At 57.2% G+C, this 15,813-nt stretch carries 14 protein-coding genes and 2 tRNA genes; all 16 read left to right on the top strand.

Going from position 1 to position 15,813, the window contains the following annotated elements:
• The first annotated feature begins 11 nt into the window (after nt 1-11).
• The 16 genes from rlmE to IE038_RS06755 all read left to right on the top strand — a co-directional run bounded on the left by rlmE (nt 12) and on the right by IE038_RS06755 (nt 15,773).
• Nucleotides 12-635, top strand: a complete 624-nt coding sequence (gene rlmE / locus IE038_RS06830) for a 23S rRNA (uridine(2552)-2'-O)-methyltransferase RlmE (protein WP_065758260.1) — start codon at nt 12-14, stop codon at nt 633-635.
• A gap of 211 nt (nt 636-846) precedes the next feature.
• Entirely contained in the window at nt 847-2,754 is a 1,908-nt protein-coding gene (ftsH, locus tag IE038_RS06825; protein WP_163931255.1) for an ATP-dependent zinc metalloprotease FtsH, read from the top strand.
• Between the two features lie 8 nt (nt 2,755-2,762).
• Nucleotides 2,763-3,614, top strand: a complete 852-nt coding sequence (gene folP, locus IE038_RS06820) for a dihydropteroate synthase (RefSeq protein ID WP_163931170.1) — start codon at nt 2,763-2,765, stop codon at nt 3,612-3,614.
• A 16-nt stretch (nt 3,615-3,630) separates the two neighbouring features.
• Nucleotides 3,631-4,971, top strand: coding sequence for a phosphoglucosamine mutase (gene glmM, locus IE038_RS06815; RefSeq protein ID WP_163931167.1), 1,341 nt, complete (start codon nt 3,631-3,633; stop codon nt 4,969-4,971).
• A gap of 66 nt (nt 4,972-5,037) precedes the next feature.
• The gene (gene tpiA, locus IE038_RS06810; protein ID WP_189395366.1) at nt 5,038-5,793 is read left to right on the top strand and encodes a triose-phosphate isomerase; all 756 of its coding nucleotides are present in this window, start codon (nt 5,038-5,040) and stop codon (nt 5,791-5,793) included.
• Nucleotides 5,794-5,796: 3 nt separating this feature from the next.
• Nucleotides 5,797-6,177 (top strand): preprotein translocase subunit SecG, encoded by a 381-nt coding sequence (gene secG / locus IE038_RS06805; RefSeq protein ID WP_189395365.1) that lies wholly within the window; start codon nt 5,797-5,799, stop codon nt 6,175-6,177.
• A gap of 20 nt (nt 6,178-6,197) precedes the next feature.
• Nucleotides 6,198-6,283: transfer RNA gene (locus IE038_RS06800), tRNA-Leu, on the top strand.
• A 99-nt stretch (nt 6,284-6,382) separates the two neighbouring features.
• A tRNA-Met gene (locus IE038_RS06795) sits at nt 6,383-6,459 on the top strand.
• Between the two features lie 131 nt (nt 6,460-6,590).
• Nucleotides 6,591-7,049, top strand: coding sequence for a ribosome maturation factor RimP (gene rimP / locus IE038_RS06790; RefSeq protein ID WP_163936236.1), 459 nt, complete (start codon nt 6,591-6,593; stop codon nt 7,047-7,049).
• Nucleotides 7,050-7,108: 59 nt separating this feature from the next.
• Nucleotides 7,109-8,590, top strand: coding sequence for a transcription termination factor NusA (gene nusA, locus IE038_RS06785; protein ID WP_163936239.1), 1,482 nt, complete (start codon nt 7,109-7,111; stop codon nt 8,588-8,590).
• 26 nt (nt 8,591-8,616) lie between these two features.
• Nucleotides 8,617-11,115, top strand: a complete 2,499-nt coding sequence (gene infB / locus IE038_RS06780; protein WP_163936242.1) for a translation initiation factor IF-2 — start codon at nt 8,617-8,619, stop codon at nt 11,113-11,115.
• A gap of 120 nt (nt 11,116-11,235) precedes the next feature.
• Nucleotides 11,236-11,637 (top strand): 30S ribosome-binding factor RbfA, encoded by a 402-nt coding sequence (gene rbfA / locus IE038_RS06775; protein WP_065758268.1) that lies wholly within the window; start codon nt 11,236-11,238, stop codon nt 11,635-11,637.
• 3 nt (nt 11,638-11,640) lie between these two features.
• A complete protein-coding gene (gene truB / locus IE038_RS06770) occupies nt 11,641-12,558 on the top strand; it encodes a tRNA pseudouridine(55) synthase TruB (protein WP_163936245.1) in 918 nt (305 codons plus the stop codon).
• A gap of 152 nt (nt 12,559-12,710) precedes the next feature.
• Nucleotides 12,711-12,980, top strand: a complete 270-nt coding sequence (gene rpsO, locus IE038_RS06765; RefSeq protein WP_065758270.1) for a 30S ribosomal protein S15 — start codon at nt 12,711-12,713, stop codon at nt 12,978-12,980.
• A gap of 250 nt (nt 12,981-13,230) precedes the next feature.
• A complete protein-coding gene (pnp, locus tag IE038_RS06760; RefSeq protein ID WP_189395364.1) occupies nt 13,231-15,336 on the top strand; it encodes a polyribonucleotide nucleotidyltransferase in 2,106 nt (701 codons plus the stop codon).
• A 104-nt stretch (nt 15,337-15,440) separates the two neighbouring features.
• Nucleotides 15,441-15,773 carry a BON domain-containing protein gene (locus tag IE038_RS06755; RefSeq protein WP_163936248.1) on the top strand — a complete coding sequence of 111 codons (333 nt, stop codon included), beginning with the start codon at nt 15,441-15,443 and terminating at the stop codon, nt 15,771-15,773.
• Nucleotides 15,774-15,813 lie beyond the last annotated feature (40 nt).

The following is a 15,813-nucleotide window of genomic DNA, read 5'->3' as shown; positions in this document are numbered from 1 at the left end:
CGAGGTGCCCAGTGGCGCGTTCCAAGACAAGCCATAACTGGCTGAAAGAACATTTCAACGATCCTTACGTCAAGATGGCGCAAAAGGACGGTTATCGCTCGCGGGCCAGCTACAAGCTGCTGGAACTGCAGGAAAAAGACCGGCTGATCCGCCCCGGCATGAGTGTTATCGACCTTGGTGCGGCACCGGGTGGCTGGTCGCAAGTGACCAGTCGTCTGATCGGTGGCCAAGGGCGTTTGATCGCGTCGGACATTCTGGAAATGGACAGTATTCCGGATGTGACCTTCATTCAGGGGGATTTCACCCAAGATGAGGTGCTTGCGCAAATCCTCGAAGCGGTAGGTAATACGGAAGTAGACCTTGTGATTTCCGATATGGCCCCCAATATGAGTGGTACGCCTGCCGTGGATATGCCCAAGGCCATGTTCCTTTGTGAGCTGGCCCTCGATCTGGCTACCCGCGTATTGCGTCCGGGTGGTGACTTCCTGATCAAGATCTTCCAGGGCGAGGGGTTCGATACCTATCTGAAAACCGTTCGGCAGAAGTTCGACAAGGTGCAGATGCGTAAGCCGCTCTCTTCGCGGGACCGTTCCCGTGAGCAGTACTTGTTGGCGAGAGGTTTTCGCGGCGAGTAAAGCGCCAGGCCGGCAGCTTTCAGGGCTCCCGATAGTTTTTTCTAATCGGCTGCCCTGCCTGACTTGGGCGAACATCGTGTAGTCTAGGTTTCACAAAGGGTTACAGACGGCGCCTGCAGATGTGTAGGTAATGTAGTAAGTTAGGCCGGTGATTATCATGCGAGGCACGGCTGCGCCTCAGCCTGCTTCAGAGGGTAGCTAATTGAACGATATGGCAAAGAATTTGATCCTGTGGTTGATCATCGCGGCTGTCCTGGTGACGGTGATGAACAACTTCTCCAGTCCGAACGAGCCGCAGACCCTCAACTATTCCGACTTTATTCAACAGGTCAAGGATGGCAAGGTCGAGCGCGTTGCGGTCGACGGCTATGTCATCACCGGCAAACGTACGGACGGCGACAGCTTCAAGACCATCCGTCCTGCCATTCAGGATAATGGCTTGATCGGCGACTTGGTCGACAATCATGTCGTTGTCGAAGGCAAGCAGCCTGAGCAGCAGAGTATCTGGACGCAGTTGCTGGTTGCCAGCTTCCCGATTCTGGTGATTATCGCCGTATTCATGTTCTTCATGCGCCAGATGCAGGGTGGTGCAGGTGGCAAAGGCGGGCCGATGAGTTTCGGCAAGAGCAAGGCGCGCCTTCTGTCGGAAGACCAGGTCAAGACCACACTGGCCGACGTTGCCGGTTGTGATGAAGCCAAGGAAGAAGTCGGTGAGCTCGTCGAGTTCCTGAGAGATCCGGGCAAATTCCAGCGACTGGGCGGTCGTATTCCACGCGGCGTGCTGATGGTGGGGCCTCCTGGTACCGGTAAGACCTTGCTGGCCAAGGCAATTGCCGGGGAAGCAAAAGTACCGTTCTTCACCATTTCCGGTTCTGACTTCGTCGAAATGTTCGTGGGTGTCGGTGCAAGCCGTGTGCGTGACATGTTCGAACAGGCGAAGAAACATGCGCCTTGCATTATCTTCATCGACGAAATTGATGCTGTGGGTCGTCACCGTGGTGCCGGTATGGGCGGTGGTCATGACGAGCGTGAGCAGACCCTCAACCAGTTGCTGGTCGAGATGGATGGTTTCGAGATGAACGACGGCATCATTGTGATTGCCGCCACCAACCGTCCGGACGTACTGGATCCGGCGCTGCTGCGTCCAGGTCGTTTTGACCGCCAGGTTGTGGTGGGTCTCCCGGACATTCGTGGTCGTGAGCAGATTCTCAAGGTTCACATGCGTAAAGTGCCGATTGGTGAGAACGTCAATCCGGCAGTTATTGCGCGCGGTACCCCAGGCTTCTCTGGTGCGGACCTGGCCAACCTGGTCAACGAAGCTTCGCTGTTCGCTGCGCGTGGCAGCAAGCGTATCGTTGAAATGAAAGAATTCGAGCTGGCCAAAGACAAGATCATGATGGGCGCCGAGCGCAAAAGCATGGTCATGTCGGAGAAGGAAAAGCAGAACACTGCTTATCACGAAGCAGGTCACGCGATCGTGGGACGGATCGTGCCTGAGCATGACCCGGTGTACAAAGTGTCGATCATCCCTCGTGGTCGCGCCTTGGGTGTAACCATGTTCCTGCCCGAAGAGGATCGTTACAGCCTCTCCAAGCGTGCCCTGATCAGCCAGATCTGTTCGCTCTACGGCGGGCGTATTGCCGAGGAAATGACCCTGGGCTTTGATGGTGTCACCACCGGTGCATCCAACGACATCATGCGGGCCAGCCAGATTGCTCGTAACATGGTGACCAAGTGGGGCCTTTCCGAGAAACTCGGTCCACTGATGTATGCAGAGGAAGAGGGCGAGGTTTTCCTGGGTCGTAGTGCTGGTTCCCAGCATGCCAGCGTGTCTGGCGAGACGGCCAAGATGATCGACTCTGAAGTACGCAGCATCATCGATCAGTGTTACGCCACCGCCAAGCAGATTCTCACCGAGAATAGAGACAAGCTGGACGCAATGGCTGATGCGCTGATGAAGTATGAAACCATTGATGCCGATCAGATCGACGACATCATGGCTGGCCGCGCCCCGCGCGAGCCGCGCGATTGGGAAGGTGGATCGGGTACTTCGGGCACCCCTGTTTCACAGAGTGACCGCCCCGAGTCCCCGATTGGTGGCCCGGCGGCGCAACACTAAGGATTCATATGACTCCAAAGCAGTACCCAACCCGGTTGCCTTGCGGCAACCGGGTTCTTGATTTGTCCCTTACCCATGTCATGGGTATTCTCAATATCACGCCTGATTCCTTTTCCGATGGCGGTCGCTTCACTCAGCGTGATGCGGCGCTGCGCCACGCTGAGGCGATGGTTGCCGCAGGCGCTACACTGATCGACGTGGGCGGTGAGTCCACTCGGCCGGGTGCGAGAGCCGTTTCTCCCGTTGAGGAGCTGGAGCGCGTGGCGCCCATTGTCGAGGCCATCAGTCAGGCGCTGGATGTCATTATTTCCGTCGATACGTCGACCCCGGCCGTGATGCGTGAATCGGCCCGTCTCGGAGCTGGGTTGATCAATGACGTGCGGTCGCTCAGTCGTGATGGCGCCCTGGATGCGGCGGCTGCCACAGGTTTGCCTGTATGCCTTATGCATATGCGCGGCGAGCCAGGTGACATGCAGGACAGCCCGCATTACCAGAATGTCACTGACGAGGTGGCTAGCTACCTTGAAGAGCGGATGACTGCATGTGCGGCTGTCGGTATTGGTGCAGAGCGCATCATCCTTGATCCGGGTTTCGGTTTCGCAAAAAACCTGGCCCATAACCTTAGCCTGTTCAAACACATGGATGCGTTGTACCGACTTGGCAGGCCTCTGCTTGTCGGTGTTTCACGCAAGAGCATGATTGGTCAGGCGCTTGAGCGTCCGGTCGGAGAGCGGCTCTACGGCAGCCTCGCATTGGCTGCATTGGCGATGACCAAGGGTGCCAGCATTTTGCGCGTTCATGATGTCGCCGAAACCGTCGACGTAGTACGGATGATCGCAGCGGTACAGGCTGCCGAATAAGAGTGACGGAGCATTTATGAGTAGAAAATATTTTGGTACCGACGGCATTCGTGGCCGGGTCGGTGTATACCCTATTACCCCTGATTTCATGCTCAAGCTGGGCTGGGCGGCGGGTATGGCTTTCCGCAAGATGGGCGCCTGCAAGGTGTTGGTCGGCAAGGACACGCGAATTTCCGGCTACATGTTCGAGTCGGCCCTGGAGGCCGGGCTTTCCGCTGCTGGCGCTGATGTGATGCTGTTGGGGCCGATGCCAACGCCGGCGATTGCCTATCTGACGCGCACCTTTCATGCCGAGGCGGGCATTGTTATCAGTGCCTCGCACAATCCGCATGATGACAACGGCATCAAGTTCTTCTCTGGCCAGGGCACCAAGCTGCCTGACGAAGTCGAACGGATGATCGAAGAGCTGCTCGATCAGCCAATGACCGTGGTGGAATCGGGCAAGCTGGGCAAGGTCTCGCGTATCAATGACGCTGCTGGGCGCTACATCGAGTTCTGCAAGAGCAGTGTTCCGACCAGTACTGATTTTGCCGGGCTCAAGCTTGTGGTCGATTGCGCGCATGGTGCCACCTACAAGGTCGCCCCGAGCGTGTTCCGCGAGTTGGGTGCCAACGTCACAGTGTTGCATGCGCAGCCAGACGGCCTGAACATCAATGAAAATTGTGGTTCTACCCATATCGAGTCGCTGCAGGCCGCGGTGCTTGTAGGGCATGCCGATCTCGGCATCGCTTTTGATGGTGACGGTGACCGCGTATTGATGGTTGATCATACCGGTGCCATTGTCGACGGTGACGAACTGTTGTTCATCATTGCCCGTGACCTGCAGGAGCGTGGCAAGCTGCAAGGTGGTGTGGTGGGTACTCTGATGAGCAACCTGGGCCTGGAGCTGGCCTTGCAGGAGCTCTCGATTCCATTTGTGCGGGCCAAGGTCGGCGACCGCTATGTCATGGCCGAGTTGCTGGAGCGTGACTGGGTTGTCGGTGGCGAAAACTCCGGGCATGTCGTGTGCTGCAATCACACCACGACGGGCGATGCGATTATTGCGGCCTTGCAAGTGCTGTTGTCGCTCAAGCGACGTGGCGAGAACCTGGCTCAGGCGCGTCAGGCGCTGCGCAAGTGCCCTCAGGTTCTGATCAATGTGCGCTTCGGTGCCAGCAAGGTCGATCCTGTCGAGCACCCGACCGTCAAGGAGGCGTGCGCGCGCGTTACAGAGGCGATGGCGGGGCGTGGGCGAGTGTTGCTGCGCAAATCCGGCACCGAGCCGCTGGTACGTGTCATGGTCGAAGGCGACGATGAAGCGCAGGTTCGTGGTTACGCTGAAGAGCTGGCAGCGCTTGTTAGTGAAGTTTGCGTCTGATTAGCGCTTGCCAGCGTTGAAAGGGTTGGGTAAGATCTGCGCCCACTTTGACCGACGAGGTACAGCATGCGTCGCCCTATGGTAGCTGGTAACTGGAAGATGCACGGTACCCGCGCCAGCGTCGCTGAGCTGATCAAGGGCTTAGGTAATTTAGCCCTGCCGAGCGGTGTTGAAGTAGCGGTTTTCCCGCCCTGCCTTTACATCAATCAAGTGATTGAAGGGTTGCAGGGCAAGTCGGTCGCAGTCGGTGCACAGAACTCCGCAGTGGAGCCTATGCAGGGCGCGCTGACCGGTGAGACTGCGCCGAGCCAGTTGGTCGACGCAGGATGTGAGTTTGTGTTGGTTGGGCATTCGGAGCGTCGCCAGTTCATGGGCGAAAGTGACGCAACGCTCAACCGCAAGTTTGCAGCCGCTCAGGCCTGTGGCCTGACGCCGGTGCTCTGCATAGGGGAAACCCTGGAAGAGCGTGAGGCGGGCAAGACGCTTGAGGTTGTAGGGCGTCAATTGGGTAGCATCATCGAGGAGCTCGGTGTTGGTGCCTTCGCCAATGCGGTGATTGCTTATGAGCCTGTATGGGCCATTGGCACGGGCCTTACGGCCACGCCACAGCAGGCTCAGGATGTGCATAAAGCCATTCGTGAGCAGCTGGCGGCAGAGAATACTGAAGTCGCCAAGAATGTGCGGCTTCTATACGGCGGCAGCGTGAAGGCGGCCAATGCGGCTGAACTGTTCGGCATGCCGGATATCGATGGGGGGCTCATTGGTGGAGCTTCCCTGAACGCAGACGAATTCGGTGCAATTTGTCGCGCCGCAGGAAACTGAGAAATGCTCGAAACCGTCGTAGTTGTTTTGCATCTGTTGGGCGCACTGGGTTTGGTGGTACTGGTGTTGTTGCAACAGGGTAAAGGTGCAGAAGCTGGTGCATCTTTCGGCGCAGGTGCTTCAAATACTGTGTTCGGAAGCCAAGGTTCTGCTACCTTTCTGAGTAAGTTTACTGCTATACTAGCTGCCTCTTTCTTCTTAACTGCTCTTGGGTTAGGATACTTTGCTAAAGAGAAAGCTCATGAGCTGACTCAGGTAGGATTGCCAGATCCAGCGGTTCTGGAAATTCAGAAAAAGCCGGCAGCAGATGATGTTCCGGTGCTTCAAGAGCAAAAAGGTAATGCCACTAACACTGACATTCCTCCAGCTCAAGAACAGAAGTAAAAAGCGTCAAATGTAGTATTGCCGAGGTGGTGGAATTGGTAGACACGCAACCTTGAGGTGGTTGTGCCCATAGGGTGTAGGGGTTCGAGTCCCCTTCTCGGTACCAATTAAAACAAGACAGCCCGCTACATGCGGGCTTTCTTGTCGGTGGAGGTTAGATTGACCCCTTGGTGGGTTCGGTCGTATACTTTCGCCCCAGCTTTGTCGCGGGGTGGAGCAGTCTGGTAGCTCGTCGGGCTCATAACCCGAAGGTCGTTGGTTCAAATCCAGCCCCCGCAACCAGTCCTAAGCGGAGCCCCTTTTCAGGGGCTTTTTGCTAGCTGGACAGTTCTTACGCGCCGATATTCAGCGGCGTATCCGGGATGGGCGCTTTGCCCATTTTTTATTTGCATAGCATGCACGAGGGGGTTCAGGTGTCGAGCAAGCTAGAACAGTTGCAGGCCTTGTTGGCCCCGGTGGTCGAGGCTCTTGGCTATCAATGCTGGGGGATCGAATTCATCTCTCAAGGCAAGCATTCGGTACTGCGTATCTATATCGATAAGACAGACGGCATTTTGGTCGACGACTGTGAAGTGGTCAGTCGCCAGGTGAGTGGTGTTCTGGATGTCGAAGATCCGATCAGTTCTGAATACACCCTTGAAGTGTCCTCTCCTGGCATGGATCGCCCGCTGTTCACCTTGGAACAGTTCGCTTCGCATGCCGGCGAACAAGTGAAGATCAAGCTGCGTACGCCCTTTGAAGGTCGTCGTAACTTTCAGGGCCTTCTCCGTGGAGTGGAGGAGCAGGATGTGGTGGTCCAGGTGGATAGCCATGAGTTCCTGTTGCCGATCGACTCGATCGACAAGGCCAACATTATTCCCAGTTTTGACTGAGACGTGCCGGATACCGCGTAGTCCGCGGATCCAATGGCGTGCGAAAGGCGAGGCGTACGATGAGCAAAGAAGTACTGCTGGTTGTTGAGTCGGTATCCAACGAAAAGGGTGTACCGGCTGGCGTAATTTTTGAAGCGCTGGAAGTGGCCCTGGCCACTGCAACCAAGAAACGTTTTGAAGATGAAGTCGACCTGCGTGTGGAAATCAACCGCCACACCGGTAACTACGAGACTTTCCGTCGCTGGACCGTGGTCGAAGACGAAGATCTGGACGATCCAGCGATTGAACTTGCAGTCGACCAGGCCCAGGCGAAAAAGCCAGGTGCCGTTGCTGGCGAGATTATCGAAGAAAAGATCGAGTCCATTGAGTTCGGCCGTATCGCTGCTCAAACTGCCAAGCAGGTTATCGTGCAGAAAGTGCGCGAAGCCGAGCGTGCGCAGGTCGTCGACGCTTACCGCGAGCGTCTGGGCGAGATCATTTCCGGCACTGTCAAGAAAGTCACCCGCGACAACGTGATCGTCGACCTGGGCAACAACGCTGAAGCGCTGCTGGCCCGTGAAGACATTATCTCCCGCGAAACCTTCCGTGTTGGTGTGCGCCTGCGCGCCCTGCTCAAGGAAATTCGTACCGAGAACCGTGGTCCGCAACTGATTCTGTCGCGCACCGCGCCACAGATGCTGATCGAGCTTTTCCGCATTGAGGTGCCGGAAATTGCCGAAGGCCTGATCGAGGTCATGGGCGCTTCTCGCGACCCAGGCTCGCGGGCCAAGATCGCCGTTCGCTCCAAGGACAAGCGCATTGACCCACAAGGTGCGTGTATTGGCATGCGTGGTTCGCGTGTTCAGGCTGTTTCTGGCGAATTGGGCGGCGAGCGCGTGGATATCGTCCTGTGGGACGACAACCCGGCGCAGTTTGTCATTAACGCCATGTCTCCGGCTGAAGTCGCGGCGATCATCGTTGATGAAGATGCCCACGCCATGGATATCGCCGTGGCGGCGGACAACCTGGCCCAGGCCATCGGCCGTGGCGGTCAGAACGTGCGTCTGGCCAGCCAGCTGACCGGCTGGACGCTGAACGTTATGACCGAATCGGACATTCAGGCCAAGCAGCAAGCTGAAACCGGCGACATCCTGCGTAATTTCATCGACGAGCTGGAAGTTGATGAAGAACTGGCGCAGGTGCTGGTTGACGAAGGCTTCACCAGCCTTGAAGAAATTGCCTACGTACCGCTGGAAGAAATGCTCAACATCGATGGCTTTGACGAGGAGATCGTCAACGAGCTCCGCGCTCGGGCCAAGGACCGTCTGTTGACCAAGGCCATCGCTACAGAGGAAAAACTGGCAGACGCCCACCCGGCCGAAGACCTGCTCTCGCTTGAGGGTATGGACAAGGATCTGGCGGCGGAACTGGCGGTGCGCGGCGTGGTTACCCGCGAAGACCTGGCCGAGCAGTCGATCGACGATCTGCTCGACATCGACGGCATCGACGAAGAGCGTGCCGGCAAGTTGATCATGGCCGCCCGAGCCCACTGGTTCGAGTAATTAGGCTGGCCTGAGGAGAGAAGTGCATGACGCAAGTCACGGTGAAAGAATTGGCCCAAGAGGTCGCTGCACCGGTAGAGCGCCTGCTGCAGCAGATGCGTGAGGCAGGTCTGCCGCACACCGACGCCGGTCAGGTAGTGACCGACAGTGAGAAGCAGGCTCTGCTGACTCATTTGAAAAGCAGCCACAAGGCGAAAGTGGAAGAACCGCGCAAGATCACCTTGCAGCGCAAGACCACCAGCACCCTGCGTGTTGCCGGTAGCAAAAGCATTAGCGTAGAAGTACGCAAGAAGAAAGTATTCGTGCAACGCAGCCCGGAAGAGATCCAGGCTGAGCAGAAGCGCGAGCTGGACGAACGCCGTGCCGTGGAAAACGCAGCGCGTGAGAAGGCTGAAGCCGAAGCACGTCAGCGTGCCCAGGAAGAAGCGCGTCGTCAGCCTGCAGCGACTGAAGCCGTAGCGCCTGCTGCGCCTGTCGCAGCAGCGCCTGCCGCTGTTTCGCCAGCCGACGCTGCTCCAGCACCGGTTGTCGATCGCAAAAAAGACGAAAGCCGCCGCAGCGACAAGGCGCGTGACGATGATCGTCGTGGCGAGCGCCGCAACGAAGCGCCGCGCGTGTCGGTCAAGGTCAAGGAAAAGGAAAAGGCGCCTACCCCGCGTGCTGCTCCTCGTACTACCGAAGAAGAAAGCGATGGCTTCCGTCGCGGTGGACGTGGCAAGGGCAAGCCGAAGAAGCGTAATGCGCACGGCTTCCAGAGCCCGACCGGTCCGGTAATTCGTGACGTGGTGATCGGTGAGACCATCACGGTTTCTGAACTGGCCCAGCAGATGTCGGTCAAGGCCGCTGAAGTGGTCAAGTTCATGTTCAAGCTGGGCACTCCGGTGACCATCAACCAGGTGCTCGATCAAGAGACCGCGCAACTGGTTGCTGAAGAGCTGGGTCACAACGTCAAGCTGGTAAGCGACAACGCCCTGGAAGATTCCCTGGCCGAGTCCCTGAAGTTTGAAGGCGAGTCGTTCGCACGTGCACCAGTCGTTACCGTAATGGGTCACGTTGACCATGGTAAGACCTCGCTGCTCGACTACATTCGTCGTGCCAAGGTAGCCGCAGGCGAAGCCGGTGGTATTACCCAGCACATCGGTGCGTACCACGTTGAAACCGATCGCGGCATGGTTACCTTCCTCGATACCCCGGGTCACGCTGCGTTCACCGCAATGCGCGCCCGTGGTGCCAAGGCTACCGACATCGTGATCCTCGTGGTTGCAGCTGACGACGGCGTAATGCCGCAGACCATTGAAGCGGTCCAGCATGCCAAGGCTGCTGGTGTTCCTCTGGTTGTTGCTGTGAACAAGATCGACAAGCCGGGTGCAGATCTCGATCGCATCCGTAACGAGTTGTCTGTTCAAGGCGTTACCTCCGAAGAGTGGGGTGGCGACACGCCATTCGTTCCGGTCTCCGCGAAGATGGGTACTGGCGTCGACGAGCTGCTTGAAGCGGTTCTGCTGCAGGCCGAGATTCTGGAGCTCAAGGCAACGCCTTCGGCGCCGGGCCGCGGTGTTGTAGTCGAGTCCCGCCTGGACAAAGGCCGTGGCCCAGTGGCTACCGTGCTGGTTCAGGACGGTACCCTGCGTCAGGGCGATATGGTTCTGTGCGGTTCGAACTTCGGCCGTGTACGTGCCATGCTCGATGAAAACGGCAAGCCTGTGAAGGAAGCCGGTCCGTCGATTCCGGTCGAGATTCTCGGTCTTGATGGCACACCAGAAGCTGGCGATGAGCTGAGCGTGGTTGCCGACGAGAAGAAGGCCCGTGAAGTTGCACTGTTCCGTCAAGGCAAGTACCGCGAAGTCAAACTGGCTCGCGCCCATGCTGGCAAACTCGAGAACATCTTCGAGAACATGGGCCAGGAAGAGAAGAAGACCCTCAACATCGTCCTCAAGGCCGATGTGCGTGGTTCTCTGGAAGCCTTGCAAGGTTCCCTGAGCGGTCTGGGCAACGACGAAGTACAAGTGCGCGTAGTGGGCGGCGGCGTCGGTGGTATCACCGAGAGCGACGCCAACCTGGCACTGGCTTCCAATGCAGTACTGTTCGGCTTCAACGTGCGTGCCGATGCTGGCGCGCGCAAGATTGTCGAGCAGGAAGGTCTGGATATGCGTTACTACAACGTGATCTACGACATCATTGAAGACGTCAAGAAAGCCCTGACCGGTATGCTCGGCAGCGATGTTCGCGAGAACATCCTCGGTATTGCCGAAGTCCGTGATGTGTTCCGTTCGCCGAAATTCGGCGCTATCGCAGGTTGCATGGTGGTTGAAGGTACGGTTCACCGTAACCGTCCGATCCGTGTACTGCGTGAGGACATCGTTATCTTCGAAGGCGAGCTGGAATCGCTGCGTCGCTTCAAGGACGATATGTCCGAAGTCCGCGCCGGCATGGAATGCGGTATTGGCGTCAAGAGCTACAACGACGTCAAGGTCGGCGACAAGATCGAAGTCTTCGAGAAAGTCCAAGTCGCTCGCACGCTCTAAGCCGCGAGCTTGGGAGCCGTATGTTGATCGCCGCAAGGCGCCCGCAGCGGCTCTGAACGCAACGCCCGGTCCGGCTTTAGCCTGGCCGGGCGTTTGCCGCTTCAGTTACAGGTAGCAAACATGGCAAAAGAATATAGCCGTACCCAACGTATTGGCGATCAGATGCAGCGTGAACTCGCTCAACTGATCCGTCGTGAAGTCAAGGATCCGCGTGTTGGTCTGGTGACCATCACTGCCGTCGATGTCAGCCGTGATGTTGGTCATGCCAAGGTGTTCATCACCGTGATGGGCCAGGACGGTGCAGAAAACATCGCGCAAAGCTTGAAGGTCCTGAATTCCGCTGCAGGTTTCCTGCGCATGCAGCTCGGCCGTGAAATGAAGTTGCGCAGTGTGCCGCAACTGCACTTCCACTATGACGAGAGCGTCTCCCGTGGCGCGCACTTGTCGGCGTTGATCGAGCGAGCCGTGGCAGAAGACAGCCAGCATCAGGATGGTGGCACTTCCCTGGACACCAAGGAGTAAGCGGTGGCTCAGGTCAAGCGTATCCGTCGTAACGTCAGCGGTATCATCCTGCTCGACAAGCCGCTGGGGTTTACCTCCAACGCGGCTTTGCAGAAGGTGCGCTGGCTGCTCAATGCTGAAAAGGCAGGCCATACCGGTAGCCTCGACCCACTTGCCAGCGGTGTACTGCCGCTGTGCTTCGGTGAGGCGACCAAGTTTTCCCAGTACTTGCTCGATTCTGACAAGGGCTACGAAACGGTCATGCAATTGGGTATGACTACCAGCACTGCCGATGCTGAAGGTGAAGTGCTGCAGACTCGGGAGGTGACCGTTGGTCGCGCCGATGTCGAAGCCGTTTTGCCACAATTTCGTGGTCAAATCAGTCAGATACCGCCGATGTACTCTGCGCTCAAGCGCGATGGACAACCGTTGTACAAGCTGGCACGTGCAGGCGAAGTAGTGGAGCGTGAAGCACGTTCTGTTACTATTGACCGCCTGGAATTGCTTGAGTGTGAAGGTAGCCGCGTTCGTCTTTCGGTGGGTTGCAGCAAAGGCACTTACATCCGCACCCTGGTCGAGGATATCGGCGAGCAGTTGGGCTGTGGCGCTTATGTTGCAGAACTGCGCCGCACGCATGCCGGGCCATTCACTCTGGCGCAGACCGTGACCCTCGAAGAACTCGAGCAGGTCCACGCAGAAGGCGGTAATGAGGCGGTTGATCGCTTTCTGTTACCGTCCGATAGCGGTCTGCAAGATTGGCCTCTGCTCAAGTTTTCCGAGCACAGTGCGTTCTACTGGCTGCATGGTCAGCCGGTAAGAGCACCGGACGCGCCGAAGTTCGGCATGGTCCGGGTACAGGATCACAATGGTCGCTTCATCGGTATCGGTGAAGTGAGCGAAGACGGGCGAATTGCGCCGCGTCGATTGATTCGGTCTGAATGATCGAAACCAACGGTGTCAGGCTTCGGCGTGATACCTGAGGGACAGAGGATGGCTGTTAATAGGCACGGTCACTCCTCACTTTCATGAATACAGGGATCCGTCCCTGGCCTATTGGAAACCGGTTTCGGTTTCCCTTGATTTGGAGAAGCCAGATGGCACTCAGCGTTGAAGAAAAAGCTCAAATCGTTGGCGAATACCAGCAAGCCGCCGGTGACACCGGTTCGCCAGAAGTGCAAGTTGCACTGCTGACCGCCAACATCAACAAGCTGCAAGGCCACTTCAAGGCCAACGGCAAAGACCACCACTCCCGTCGTGGTCTGATCCGTATGGTAAACCAGCGTCGTAAGCTGCTGGACTACCTGAAAGGTAAGGACGCCACTCGTTACAGCGCCCTGATCGGTCGTCTGGGTCTGCGTCGCTAATAGCGTCCTGGCCAGTGGTGTGCTCGGCGTGTTGTATTCTTCAGCCACGGTGCTTTGTACCTGGGTTGATGAACACGCCGCGCGTATCTATGAGGTTGGCTGTCTGTTCTGCCTGAGCGGTTTCCGCGCAGTCAGGGCAGGCTCCCAACCTCTAGTTTTATCTGGACGGTCAATGGGGCCGATTCCCCGTTCTGCCCAAGAATTCGCAAGAACAAGTTCCCCTAGAGCCACTGAAAAAAGGTAGGAAACCGTGAACCCGGTAATCAAGAAATTCCAGTTCGGTCAATCGACCGTTACCCTCGAGACGGGCCGTATTGCTCGTCAAGCGTCCGGCGCCGTATTGGTCACCGTCGACAACGATGTCACCGTACTGGTGACCGTGGTCGGTGCCAAACAGGCTGATCCAGGCAAGGGCTTTTTCCCTCTGTCCGTTCACTATCAGGAAAAAACCTACGCCGCCGGCAAGATCCCTGGTGGTTTCTTCAAGCGTGAAGGCCGTCCTTCCGAGAAAGAAACCCTGACTTCGCGTCTGATCGACCGTCCGATCCGCCCGCTGTTCCCAGAAGGCTTCATGAACGAAGTGCAGGTTGTCTGCACCGTCGTTTCCACCAGCAAGAAGACTGATCCGGACATCGCTGCGATGATCGGTACTTCGGCTGCCCTGGCGATCTCCGGCATTCCGTTTGATGGTCCGATCGGCGCTGCCCGCGTTGCTTACCACGAAAGCACCGGCTACCTGCTGAACCCAACGTACGAGCAACTGGCTGCTTCGAGCCTGGACATGGTCGTTGCCGGTACTTCTGACGCGGTACTGATGGTTGAATCGGAAGCCAAAGAGCTGACCGAAGACCAGATGCTGGGCGCCGTGCTGTTCGCTCATGACGAGTTCCAGGCGGTTATCCAGGCTGTCAAAGAGCTGGCTGCTGAAGCTGCCAAGCCTACTTGGGACTGGAAAGCACCTGTTGCCAACACCGAACTGCTGAACGCAATCCGCGCTGAGTTCGGCGAAGCTGTTTCCCAGGCTTACACCATCACCGTCAAGGCCGACCGCTATGCTCGCCTGGGCGAACTGCGTGACCAGGTCGTCGCCAAGTTCTCCGGCGAAGAAGGTCAGCCAGGCGCTGGTGAAGTCAAAGAAATCTTTGGTGAAATCGAATACCGCACCGTTCGCGAAAACATCGTTAACGGCAAGCCACGTATCGACGGCCGCGACACCAAGACCGTACGTCCGCTGAACATCGAAGTCGGTGTACTGTCGAAGACTCACGGTTCGGCATTGTTCACCCGTGGCGAGACCCAGGCTCTGGTTGTTGCAACACTGGGTACTGCCCGTGACGCTCAACTGCTGGACACCCTCGAAGGCGAGAAAAAAGACCCCTTCATGCTGCACTACAACTTCCCGCCGTTCTCGGTAGGTGAGTGTGGTCGTATGGGTGGTGCAGGTCGTCGTGAAATCGGCCACGGCCGTCTGGCTCGCCGCTCGGTCCAGGCCATGCTGCCTGCTGCCGATGTCTTCCCGTACACCATTCGTGTTGTCTCGGAAATCACCGAGTCCAACGGTTCCAGCTCCATGGCTTCGGTCTGTGGTGCTTCGCTGGCACTGATGGACGCTGGTGTGCCGATGAAGGCACCGGTTGCCGGTATCGCCATGGGTCTGGTTAAAGAAGGCGATAAGTTCGCCGTCCTGACCGACATCCTCGGTGACGAAGACCACCTGGGTGACATGGACTTCAAGGTAGCGGGTACCGCCAAAGGCGTTACTGCGCTGCAGATGGACATCAAGATCAACGGCATCACCGAAGAGATCATGGAAATCGCTCTGGGCCAGGCCCTGGAAGCGCGCCTGAACATCCTCGGTCAGATGAACCAGGTCATTGGTCAGTCCCGTAGCGAGCTGTCGGAAAACGCTCCGACCATGATCGCGATGAAGATTGATACCGACAAGATCCGTGATGTTATCGGTAAAGGCGGCGCGACCATCCGTGCTATCTGTGAAGAGACCAAGGCTTCGATCGATATCGAAGACGACGGCTCGATCAAGATCTTTGGTGAAACCAAGGATGCAGCAGAAGCGGCTCGCCAGCGCGTACTGAGCATTACTGCCGAAGCCGAGATCGGCAAGATCTACGTCGGTAAGGTCGAGCGTATCGTTGACTTCGGTGCCTTCGTCAACATCCTGCCGGGCAAGGACGGTCTGGTTCACATCTCGATGCTGAGCGATGCTCGTGTTGAGAAAGTGACCGACATCCTGAAAGAAGGCCAGGAAGTTGAAGTACTGGTACTGGACGTGGACAACCGCGGCCGTATCAAGCTGTCGATCAAAGATGTTGCAGCAGCCAAGGCTTCGGGCGTCTAAGCTCAAAGCGTTGAAGAAAGGACCCTACGGGGTCCTTTTTTTATGGGCGCAGTTCGCCGTTTGTGGGCTTTCATCCTGCATGCTTCAAATAAGGAGAGTCTTGTATGAAGAAGTTCGTTATTGCTGCCGCTGCTGCCACCGCGTTGGCGTTGGCCAATGGGGCCTTTGCTCAAGCGCCGCTGATGGTTGCGGCAGGAGAGGTGACCAAGGCAACAGAAGCTACTTCTGACACCTGGATCACCACTAAGGTCAAAGCAGACTTGATGACGGAGAAGGGGGTGCCGGGTTCGGATATCTCGGTAGAAACCAACAAGGGCGTAGTGTCCTTGTCTTCAAAGGTGCCGTTGACCAAGTCTCAGAAAGAAACGGTAGTCTCGATTGCCAAAAAAATAAAAGGCGTGAAGGCGGTATCGGCTGCTGGCCTGAAAACCGATTGAGCCGATTGAGCTGAACCCCGGCATCGGTTGCCGGGGTTCG

It is taken from the genome of Pseudomonas laurentiana, from assembly GCF_014648275.1.
In the GTDB taxonomy this organism is placed as follows: domain Bacteria; phylum Pseudomonadota; class Gammaproteobacteria; order Pseudomonadales; family Pseudomonadaceae; genus Aquipseudomonas; species Aquipseudomonas laurentiana.
This window is presented reverse-complemented; position numbering and strand designations above follow the sequence as displayed.

Coding starts and splice junctions, on each gene's coding strand:
- ftsH (WP_163931255.1), top strand. CDS start 847: ATGGCAAAGAATTTGATCCTGTGGTTGATCATCGCGGCTGTCCTGGTG.
- folP (WP_163931170.1), top strand. CDS start 2,763: ATGACTCCAAAGCAGTACCCAACCCGGTTGCCTTGCGGCAACCGGGTT.
- glmM (WP_163931167.1), top strand. CDS start 3,631: ATGAGTAGAAAATATTTTGGTACCGACGGCATTCGTGGCCGGGTCGGT.
- tpiA (WP_189395366.1), top strand. CDS start 5,038: ATGCGTCGCCCTATGGTAGCTGGTAACTGGAAGATGCACGGTACCCGC.
- secG (WP_189395365.1), top strand. CDS start 5,797: ATGCTCGAAACCGTCGTAGTTGTTTTGCATCTGTTGGGCGCACTGGGT.
- nusA (WP_163936239.1), top strand. CDS start 7,109: ATGAGCAAAGAAGTACTGCTGGTTGTTGAGTCGGTATCCAACGAAAAG.
- infB (WP_163936242.1), top strand. CDS start 8,617: ATGACGCAAGTCACGGTGAAAGAATTGGCCCAAGAGGTCGCTGCACCG.
- rbfA (WP_065758268.1), top strand. CDS start 11,236: ATGGCAAAAGAATATAGCCGTACCCAACGTATTGGCGATCAGATGCAG.
- rpsO (WP_065758270.1), top strand. CDS start 12,711: ATGGCACTCAGCGTTGAAGAAAAAGCTCAAATCGTTGGCGAATACCAG.
- IE038_RS06755 (WP_163936248.1), top strand. CDS start 15,441: ATGAAGAAGTTCGTTATTGCTGCCGCTGCTGCCACCGCGTTGGCGTTG.